The organism is Bacillus cereus group sp. BceL291 (assembly GCF_051776705.1).
Taxonomy (GTDB): domain Bacteria; phylum Bacillota; class Bacilli; order Bacillales; family Bacillaceae_G; genus Bacillus_A; species Bacillus_A cereus.
Genome location: NZ_JBPWAP010000120.1, coordinates 1 through 10,183, shown reverse-complemented (window position 1 = coordinate 10,183; position 10,183 = coordinate 1). Strand labels below are relative to the sequence as shown.

Genomic DNA, 10,183 nt, shown 5'->3' with positions numbered 1-10,183 from the left:
AGTATTGTAGGACAATCCTATCGAATTAAAGATCATTTTAGCAAAGAAAATGATTGATTTTGTACATGCTTAAACAAGCGAAAATGTACATGTTTATCTTGACATTTACAGAAAAGAAAATAATTAATAATATCTAATCAATAATTCTAAGATTTCAGCACTCCTTTCGTAATAATTATAGTCCATTTTTAAATTACTAGACATAACACGTAGCCTCCTAATATTTTTATAAATATGAGTTAAAAGACATTAACGTAAATACAAATGGTATATTCCTAAAAATTCTACAAAAATATAATAACAAACTTAATGTATATTTACTTTTTCTCAATATCACTTATGTATAAATATGTTAAAATGATATATGAAAGATTGAAGATGTATTTGTGATTTTTAAGAGAGATGTTATTAAAAGTATGGTGGTTCAAGTCGAAGGAAGGCACCCTAGGGTGCCTTTTCTTTATACAAAAAGCATGAAGAGGAATATTTTATCGTTTTCCGACAGAAGACCCCTTCCTCAAAAATGTGAGGGTGTAAAACACCAATTTTAGGTGGGTGATGAATGTCGGCTGGCATAAGCCAACATGTTTGCTATCATACACTTGTACAGATTGCTCTTCAACGTTCTTTCGCCCCATGTTTGCTGAAGTTGCGGAAACCAAGCTAAAGTAGGAAGCGTGGTGAGTCAACGTACAAAATACTTATGTTTTTACCATAGGGACTACGGGCAGATCCTGCTAAAATAACTGTTGGATACATCGGTGTTCCCAGGAATCTTCTACTTAAAACAGTCTGTAAGGACGTTAAGTGGTGAGTAGTTCAAAATATATATTTGCTAGTGTGAATTTAATATAAAGTTACAATGCTTATAAAAAATATCCCTTTAGATTTAATCCTCTAAAGGGATATTTTTTATGTTTATATTTGCAACTGATTGTTTTAAATGTAAGCACTTAGAGTGTTTCTAAAAATATTTGCGATTTGAAATTATTCAAAGCGAACATTTTCTGAGATTTCTTTAATCTTGTCCATATTTAAAATTTGAATCCTATTCTCTTCGCGTTTGATGATCCCGTTTTCCTTCCAGTGCTTTAGTATTCGATTTAGATGTCTTTTTGTAGTACCAATCAATGAGGCAACATCATCTAAAGAATTTGTTTTTATATATTGATTTAAAAGAGATGGAGATTCAACCGTACATAAATAAGCAGCTAAACGGACACTGACTGGTGAGAGTGCATTTACTCTTGAGGAAATGGTGCAAGTTTGTAGCTTATAGGCTAGCTCTTTCAATAATAATTGATTAAATTTACTATCAAATTTCAAATGTGCCTTGTACAATTCTAAGGGGACAAATAATACTTCACATGGCTCTACTGCAATACAGTTTGATTCAATTAAACAATCTGCAAAGATTTCGATATCCCCCATAATCGCTGGTTGTTGACAATAGCGTAGAAGTAACTCTTTGCCGGTCACTTCTAGGTTAGAAACCATATACTTTCCTGAGAGTAAAAAATAGAGGCCATCTATTTTGTCTCCTGCTTTTAAAATAAATTGATTAGGTTGAAAAGTGCTTACAGAAAGAAACGATATTAGATCTTTTGTAAAAGTATAGTGATAAATAGATAGAAATAGATTTTGATTCATTTTCCCCTCCGAGACATCTGTCCTTTATTAGTCTTGTTTATTTTAATATAGTTATAGCTAATTAATAAAGAGGAAGGGGATTGAAATGAACTTTGTATTCGATTTAGATGGAACACTTTGTTTTGATGGTAAGAGTATTGATGCAGAAATAATTGAGGCACTTCAAGAATTAAAGTTAGAAGGGCATCAAGTGATTTTTGCATCAGCTAGGCCAATTCGTGATTTAGTACCTGTCATACCAAAAAGCTTTCATGAAGGTCTATTGGTTGGAGGAAACGGTACATTTACTTATAATCATGGGCAAATTCAAGTGACACATTTTGAACAACAACTTTTAGATAAACTCAATGCAGTTATTCATCAACATCAATTAAAATATTTAGCAGATGGTCAGTGGGATTATGCTTTTACAGGTGATAATGCACATCCTATTTATCGAAATATAGATAAAACTAATTCAAAGAACATACCGTTGGAACAATTATTGTTAGTCTGTAAATTAGTTTTATTTCAACCAAATGAAGAAGTGCTAGAAGCACTTGAAGTATTTCCAGTCACAGTTACACACTATAAAAATGAGCATGCCATCGACATTAGCCCTTTAGGGATTAATAAAGTCAGTGGGCTCCGTAGGTTGAACATACAAGAGTTTATTGCTTTTGGAAATGATAATAACGATCTATGTTTGTTTGAACATGCAGTACATAGCGTATGTGTTGGGAATAATAAAGTGAAATGTTATGCGAAAGAAAATATTGAACGGGCTGATGTAGCAGGGAAAATTCGAGAACTAATGAGAGAGTATCGTGTAGGTGAAGGGAATATATCTAAATTCATTAAACTTAATTAACTAGCGTAAATTTTATTTTAGGGCTTTTATTATTTTTAAAAGGACCAGCTTGATTAATTCTTAATAACATAAAGTAAAGGGAATCCATTGAATCAAAATCGATCCATTATTGGGACGGGGGATTTGGATACTTAAAAAGCGCTCATAAGAGTGCTTTTTTTCTTATATTAATATTTTCACCTGTATTAATTCACGTTTGTTTAAAAGGAGAGTGTTGAAAAATGAAAGCATAATGAATTGGTGAGGATACTAGTAAAGATGAAAAATGGGATAAGGGGGCTTTTAAGATGGAAGGGGATTTCTATTATTATATATTTGAGAATTATAAGGGTGAAGTAAATAATTCTGATTTTTTAAATAGAAGTATAGTAGAAGAAACACACCAGGAAGATAATCAAAATTTGTTCTTTGTAAAGAGTTATCCCTTGAATCTATCCTATCCTCCAATACAAAATGAGTAGCATATGGAGTTTACATTGAGTTTACATACAAAACATATATTAGTACTCAATCTAGTATGATTCATTATTAAATAAAAAAGGAGCTACCATTATGTACAACTCAAAAAAACAAATTGCCATTATTGGAGCTGGTCCAGGTGGATTAACACTTGCTCGCATTTTACAGCAAGCAGGATTTTCACCTTTAATTTACGAACGTGAATCTTCGCCTACTGAACGGTCTCAAGGGGGAACACTTGATTTGGAAACACATACAGGTCAAAAGGCTTTACAAGTGGCGGGGCTGATGAAAGAATTTGAAAAGGTGTGTCGTTATGAAGGGCAAGCGTTAAGGATTATGAATAAGTATGGAAACTTATGCTATGAAAATGATTTTCAAAATAATGAGGATTACTCCAGACCCGAAATTGATCGAGCTGATTTGAGAAATTTGCTGTTAAATTCTCTACACCCGAATTCTGTTCAATGGGGATATAGGTTAATTCAGGCTGTCCCTGTGTCAAAAAATCAATATGAACTTCAATTCGAACACGGAGAAAAAATTAATGTGGACTTGGTCATTGCAGCTGATGGTGCTTTCTCAAGAATTAGATCGTTAGTTAGTCAAGCCAGTGCTAAATACTCCGGTATTAGTATGATTGAATTGAGTATAAAGAATGTTTCTGACCAACATGCAGAAATCTTAAAATTTAATGGCAGTGGCTCCATGTTTGCAATGGGTGACAATAAGACACTTATGGCTCAAGTAAACGGTGACAATAGAATTCGTGTTTATTTAGGATTTAGAACGAGTTACAATTTTTTAGATGAATGTGACATTTCCTTTCATGAACCAGAGAGTGCTAAGAAAGAATTGTTGAAATACTTCGATGATTGGTCAGGTGATTTAAAAAAGTATATTTTATATGCAAATGGAGAAATAATTCCTAGGAGAATCTATATGCTCCCTGTGCATCATCGATGGGAACATAAACCTGGGGTCACACTTATCGGCGATGCAGCACATTTAATGTCGCCTTTTGCTGGTGCTGGCGCAAATTTGGCTATGCTGGATGGCACTGAATTAGCACTGTCTATTATTAATCATTCTAATTTGGAGGATGCGATTAAAATCTATGAAGAAAAAATGTTTGCATATGCCGGGAAAATGGCAGTCATAACTCAGGCTAACTTAGATATGTTTTTTTCTGACCGTGCAGATGAGAAATTAGAGGAGTTTTTTCATAATATCCAGCAGTAATATAAAAAAGGAGGTGCGCCTATTTATTTTTGAATTTTTAAAAAAATAATCAATAGGCAATTAAAATGATATATAAAACAGCTATTATTCCCTTAGATTTGACTTTATTAGTACCCGAATTTCCAGGAGGAAGATGGGATCTTACACTTACTTTAATATCAAGTGGCAAAGAACTCATTCTAGTAGATACTGGGATGCCTAACATGTATTCAGATATTGAGATGCAAATGAAAAATTTAGGGTTTCCAATTGAAAAATTAACAGGTATTGTCCTTACTCATCAAGATATCGATCATATTGGCAGTTTATCGGCTTTGCTAGAAAAAAATCCAAGTATCACAGTATACGCCCACAAGGAAGATAAAGACTATATTACAGGAAAGCATACTCTTATAAAGGGTCTTCCTTCTATGCTTCACACTTTCGCTGAAGGCTTTTCTACAAAGGAAAACCGTGTTGATTGCTTAGTAGAAGATGGTGCAAAGTTAAAGAACGCTGGTGGGATGATAGTAATTCATACACCAGGTCATACGCCTGGGCATATATCACTATATCATCCCAAAACAAAAACGTTAATTGCCGGTGACGCTATGGTAATTCGGGGTGGGAAACTTATGGGGCCGAATGAAATGAACACACCAAATATTAAAATGGCGTATCGTTCTTTAATCAAATTAACTAATTTTGATATTCAAAAAGTTATCTGCTATCATGGGGGTGTTTTTGAACAAGATGTGAATAAGCAGATCACTGAAATTATAAAAATGTACTTTACTGATTAAAAATTTAGTAGAGATTTAAAACAGTGTCTTACAATATTCACTCCTTCGAATTATCAGACACAATCTAATAATTTGAGGGAGTTTTTAAGAGGGAAATAAAACAAAGAAAGTTATATAGGCATCTCTATCTCTAAAGTTATTATTTAATGATCTAATCTTTAACACTGAAATTGATAATGGAAAATGTTATTTTTATAGAAATGTTATGGCTGAAATGGAAATTCATAAAGAAAAAATTGAAGCTGCAGCGGGAGCAAAAGAATTTTTTGAAGTTCTTTTCCAAAATAATGGTGAAACTAAATCTATTAGTGTAAGATATTTTACTTGTAATAGTATTAGCGGTAGAAAATATTTCTCAATAGTAAAATCAAGAGAAGTATATGAAGTAATAGATTAGATTAGTTTATAATGGATATTGATTAACATGATTAATTATTAATTTACCTATATTAAATGAAAAGGAGAGAGTGTAATGGCAAATGTACTCGTAATAAATTTTCCTGGAGAAGGTCATATTAATCCGACTTTAGCAATTGTTAGTGAGTTGATTCAGCGTGGAGAAAAAGTTGTTGCATATTGTATTGAGGATTATAGAAAGAAAATTGAAGCAACAGGTGCGGAATTTCGAGCATTTGAGAATTTTCTTTCCAAAATCAATATTATGGAACGAGTGAATGAAGGTGGTAGTCCTGTTCTGATGCTATCTCATATGATGGAAGCATCAGAACGTATTGTGACTCAAATTGTAAATGAAACAAAAGGAGAAAAGTACGAATATTTGATATATGATAATCATTTTCCAGTAGGACGTATTATAGCGAATACTTTGCAATTACCAAGCGTTTCTTCTTGTACGACTTTTGCTTTTAATCAATACATTACATTTAATGATGAACAAGAATCGAGTCAAATAGATGAAAATGATCCACTATACCAATCGTGTTTAGCTGGAATGAAACATTGGCAAGAGCGATATGGAATGAAGTGTAATAGTCTATATGATATTATGAATCATCCTGGAGATATTACAATTGTTTATACCTCTAAAGAGTATCAGCCATATTCGGATGTATTTGATGAATCGTATAAATTTGTTGGCCCATCAATTGCCACGCGTAAAGAGATGGATAGTTTTCCTATTGAAGATTTAAAGAACAAAAAAGTTGTTTTCATTTCTATGGGAACAGTTTTTAATGAGCAGCCAGAGTTATATGAGAAATGTTTTGAAGCTCTTAAAGATTTAGATGCAACTGTTATATTAGTTGTTGGGAAAAAAATAAACATAAATCAATTTAAGGTTATTCCCGATAATTTTAAAGTGTATAATTATGTCCCGCAATTAGAAATATTGAAACATACGGATGTATTTGTTACACATGGAGGCATGAATAGTTCAAGTGAAGCATTATATTATGGTGTTCCATTAGTTGTAGTTCCAGTGACAGGGGATCAACCTTTAGTTGCAAAGCGAGTAGCTGAAGTAGGGGCTGGAATAAGATTGAATCGTAAAGAATTAACGTCGGAGTTGTTACGTGAAACTGTAAAGAAAGTAATGGATGATGTAACATTTAAGGAGAAAAGTCGTAAAGTTGGAGAGTCACTTCGAGATGCTGGAGGGTATAAAAAAGCTATTGAAGAAATTGAGCAATTTATGTCTAATTACCAGTTTTCAAAATAATATAAATATCAATCTAAGATGACAACTAGAAATCTACTCTAATAAAATATATAGAAATGGAGAGATTCTTTATGTCAAAAGCGCTAGTTATAAATTTTCCAGCTGAAGGTCACATTAATCCTACAATTGGAGTTGTTAAAGAATTAGTAAATAGGGGAGAAGATGTTGTTTATTATTGTGAAGAAGAATATCGATTTAAATTAAAAAATGTCGATGTTCAATTTCGGAATTATGGGGGAATGTTAGAAGAAATTAATTTAAAAAATAGAATGAAAGATATGTTTAATCCCTTACAAATGATGCATAGATTTCTAAAAACAACAGAGAGGGCAATTCCTTTTTTATTAGAGAGCATCAAGCGTGAACAATTTGATTATATGATTTATGATCAGCATTTCATTTTAGGTAGAATTTTAGCTGAAATATTAACTATACCTACAGTTGCATCTTGTACAACATTTGCAATGACTAAAGAGATGTTGGAAAGCATGAAAGAAAAGTTTAAGGAATTAGATGTGAATTCTGCTTTGTATAAAGAGTGTAGTACAATTATGACTAGAATTAGTAATCGGTATAGCATAAAAATTGATTCATTAGAACAACTTTTTCACTATGAAAGTGATATGACTTTAGTCTTTACTTCGAAATACTTCCAACCACTTTCGGATTCTTTTGAAGATAATGTAAAATTTATAGGACCTTCTATAATCAATCGAAATGAAGAAGTTAATTTTCCACTTTATAGATTAGAAGGAAAATCCGTTATATATATTTCAATGGGAACAGAGTTGAATAAACAATTAGAATTATATGAAAAGTGTTTGCAGGCATTTAAAGATTTTAATGGAATTGTTGTAATTTCAATAGGTAAAGAAATTGATATAATGGATTTTGGTAACATACCTTCTCATTTTATTATTCGTCCCTATGTGCCGCAATTAGAAATTTTAAAATATGCAGGTGTATTCATTACGCATGGAGGTATGAATAGTGTAAGTGAAGGATTATATCATGATACACCACTTGTTATTTTACCCATTACTAATGATCAACCTTTTGTAGCTAAAAGAGTAGAAGAATTAAACGCTGGTGTAGTTTTAAATCATCAAAGTGTTACAGTAGCCGAATTAAAAGGAGCTGTAAATACATTATTAAATAATGATTCATATAAAGAGGCGAGTAAATTTATTGGCCAAAGTTTACGAGAATCTGGAGGATATAACAGGGCAGCGGATGAAATATTTATTTTGAAAAATAAAGCATATATCATTAAGTGATTAACAATACTATTATGAAATTCGAGTATGCTTCAATTATGTTCATAATAAGTTTCACATTTTATGCACTTTTAAATAAGGATAGCATGCATATTATTAATTTCGTTTAAAGGTGTGAAACACCAATTTTAGGTGGGAGATGAATATAGGTTGGCACAAGCCAACATATTTGCTATCATTTACTAAAGACAGCGCATGTAATAGGTGGTCTTTTTTACCTTAAAGAGCCAAAAGGTAGGATTTTTACACAGAAATATTTTTTTATTTGAGTTGATTCTGTTTTAGAGGATGGGTCAAAACATCCAAGAAGAAGGTCGCCATCAATTCAATTAAAAGTGATATTCATTATCAATAATTGTTATTGTTAAAGGTAACCATGATTTGGTTACCTACATAAAATTACATCTCTTCTGGTACAAATGTTTTACAATCTGTTTCTTTACTGTCTGATGCTTGTTTACCTGTATGACTGATCACATAAATAGCATCTGCATTGCATTTGTTTCCAGAATTCCAATACTTACAGTTATTTACCTCACAAAGAACATCTCTAGCCATTACACTACACCTCCTTCATTTAATATTATTTACTGTATTAACCAAATTAATACTTTTGGTGTAAGGAAAGTACATGATGTATATACTTTTAATCTGAATAGTAGTATAGGAAAAAACACTTTTTGAATTTGCATGCTAAGAATATAAATTTAAATTGTATGATCATGAGATGCTTGGAATTAAAAGAGTAAACAAATTTCCGTAGTCTTTTCATAATACAATAGTTAAAATTAAAGGGCTACATACTATACGCGAAAGATTATTAGATAATGAAATTTATATTAAAGACTAATTGGTTTCGAGGAAGGGCATGGCCTATAGTGGTCAGGGAATTATTAGACAATACAATAAAATTTGAAATATAATAATAATGCCAGTGTATCTTTTTACTCAATGTGGGCACGCTTTCGAGCAGTAACTCTTAAACAAGTTTTTTTCTATATTTTAAACTTATTATAAGAAAACAAGTCGTTTATTCTGAATCTAGACAAGATTTTATTTAAGGTGTGCAGAGCCTTGTACCCATAAGTAGCGGAGTGCCCCAATTGCATATAAGAGGTCTAGGAATATAACGCTAGCCCCAATCCAGTTATGGTCGGAAACACCTTAAAAGGTCACTGCACATACAATCATTATAACAAATCAAGCAAAAAAGATAAAAAAGTTCGTAAATTATGAAGGGAATAGAGCGCTAGATAAAGAATTTTGTCTTTTAGAAATTTAAAAGACTATATGCAAATGAAATCTGAAAACTTATATAGTATTTAATAAAATTAGCGGTTGAAATTCTTTAATTATTTGGGGCTGGCCCCTGGTTAGACCTCTTTACTTAATATGAAATTTAAAGTCTGGCGTTATAGTCCTGACATACTACATTGGGCATTAAGCTCTAACGGAAAATTGGACAGTCAGATTTATATATCGCTAGGAGGATTTATGTATGAGTGAAAAAACTGTAGCACCCTTTAGTTTTATAGAAGATTCCAAGGAAAAAGAGAAAGAAAATAAAAGGATGATATATCAGTTATTTGTGGGAATTGACATTGGTTCTACCTTTCATGTAGCTAGCTGTATCCCTTTCCAATCCTTTTTAGATCCTAAGGGACGTGAATGGAAACGGTCAAAGACAATGAAGTTTAATGCAGACAGTCTTGGAATAACTCAATTTTTACAAGCCTTAGAACACATGGAAAAGCAACTAGGAATTTATAGATCAGATTTCTTGATTTTACTAGAACCAACAGGTGGTCACTACTCTTATTTGCTTCAACAAGTTCTTTTGAATGGAAATTTTGATGTATATTTAGTGGAAAATTCCGCAGTAAAAGACTTTCGAGAAAAACATTTAGGAATTACTGAAAAATCAGATGCGGTAGACGCAAGGGTAATGTCCTATATGGGGTGGCACAAAACGTTACACCCTTATATGAAAGGGGTTAAAATTATTATATTTAGGTCATAGATGTTAAACTCAATAAAATCAAAGGTAGAAACATATTTGATATGTACAAAATGTTACTATCTTTTTATTATCGGGGTATCGCCCCACACCCTTAAGTTGATGGATGTGTGGTGCTACCCCATCCCTATCAAGCTAATAGTTTTAATTACCCCATAACGAAATTTTTAGCATCGTTAACTATTGATAATGATAGGTTATGTTAATAAAAATTGTATGGGTGATATA

9 protein-coding genes and 1 pseudogene are annotated in these 10,183 nt (G+C 32.0%); 8 read left to right on the top strand and 2 right to left on the bottom strand.

The genetic code is table 11. The features are described 5' to 3' along the window. Positions 1 to 987: 987 nt before the first annotated feature. Positions 988 to 1,650, bottom strand: a complete 663-nt coding sequence (locus ACS2CR_RS31995) for a Crp/Fnr family transcriptional regulator (protein ID WP_153603032.1) — start codon at positions 1,648 to 1,650, stop codon at positions 988 to 990. Between the two features lie 85 nt (positions 1,651 to 1,735). On the opposite strand from ACS2CR_RS31995, the gene ACS2CR_RS31990 reads away from it, so the two are divergent. The 7 genes from ACS2CR_RS31990 (at position 1,736) to ACS2CR_RS31960 (ending at position 7,938) form a co-directional block, all read left to right on the top strand. Further along, positions 1,736 to 2,500: an HAD-IIB family hydrolase gene (locus ACS2CR_RS31990; protein WP_153603033.1), complete on the top strand. Its 765-nt coding sequence runs from the start codon at positions 1,736 to 1,738 to the stop codon at positions 2,498 to 2,500. 287 nt (positions 2,501 to 2,787) lie between these two features. Further along, on the top strand, positions 2,788 to 2,961 hold the full coding sequence (locus ACS2CR_RS31985; RefSeq protein WP_153603034.1) for a hypothetical protein: 174 nt from the start codon (positions 2,788 to 2,790) through the stop codon (positions 2,959 to 2,961). 91 nt (positions 2,962 to 3,052) lie between these two features. After that, positions 3,053 to 4,201, top strand: a complete 1,149-nt coding sequence (locus tag ACS2CR_RS31980; RefSeq protein ID WP_153603035.1) for an FAD-dependent oxidoreductase — start codon at positions 3,053 to 3,055, stop codon at positions 4,199 to 4,201. A gap of 65 nt (positions 4,202 to 4,266) precedes the next feature. Continuing rightward, positions 4,267 to 4,983, top strand: a complete 717-nt coding sequence (locus ACS2CR_RS31975; RefSeq protein WP_144489676.1) for an MBL fold metallo-hydrolase — start codon at positions 4,267 to 4,269, stop codon at positions 4,981 to 4,983. A 205-nt stretch (positions 4,984 to 5,188) separates the two neighbouring features. Further along, positions 5,189 to 5,380, top strand: a complete 192-nt coding sequence (locus tag ACS2CR_RS31970) for a hypothetical protein (protein WP_153603036.1) — start codon at positions 5,189 to 5,191, stop codon at positions 5,378 to 5,380. Positions 5,381 to 5,455: 75 nt separating this feature from the next. Next, a complete protein-coding gene (locus ACS2CR_RS31965; RefSeq protein ID WP_153603037.1) occupies positions 5,456 to 6,661 on the top strand; it encodes a macrolide family glycosyltransferase in 1,206 nt (401 codons plus the stop codon). Between the two features lie 71 nt (positions 6,662 to 6,732). Continuing rightward, entirely contained in the window at positions 6,733 to 7,938 is a 1,206-nt protein-coding gene (locus ACS2CR_RS31960; RefSeq protein WP_309567953.1) for a macrolide family glycosyltransferase, read from the top strand. Between the two features lie 399 nt (positions 7,939 to 8,337). Here ACS2CR_RS31960 and ACS2CR_RS31955 read toward each other — a convergent pair whose 3' ends face one another. Beyond that, positions 8,338 to 8,496, bottom strand: coding sequence for a DUF1540 domain-containing protein (locus tag ACS2CR_RS31955; RefSeq protein WP_053514616.1), 159 nt, complete (start codon positions 8,494 to 8,496; stop codon positions 8,338 to 8,340). Between the two features lie 940 nt (positions 8,497 to 9,436). Between ACS2CR_RS31955 and ACS2CR_RS31950 the strand changes: the two are divergent. Continuing rightward, a pseudogene (locus ACS2CR_RS31950) lies at positions 9,437 to 9,943 on the top strand (IS110 family transposase); the annotation flags it as partial. Positions 9,944 to 10,183: the final 240 nt, after the last annotated feature.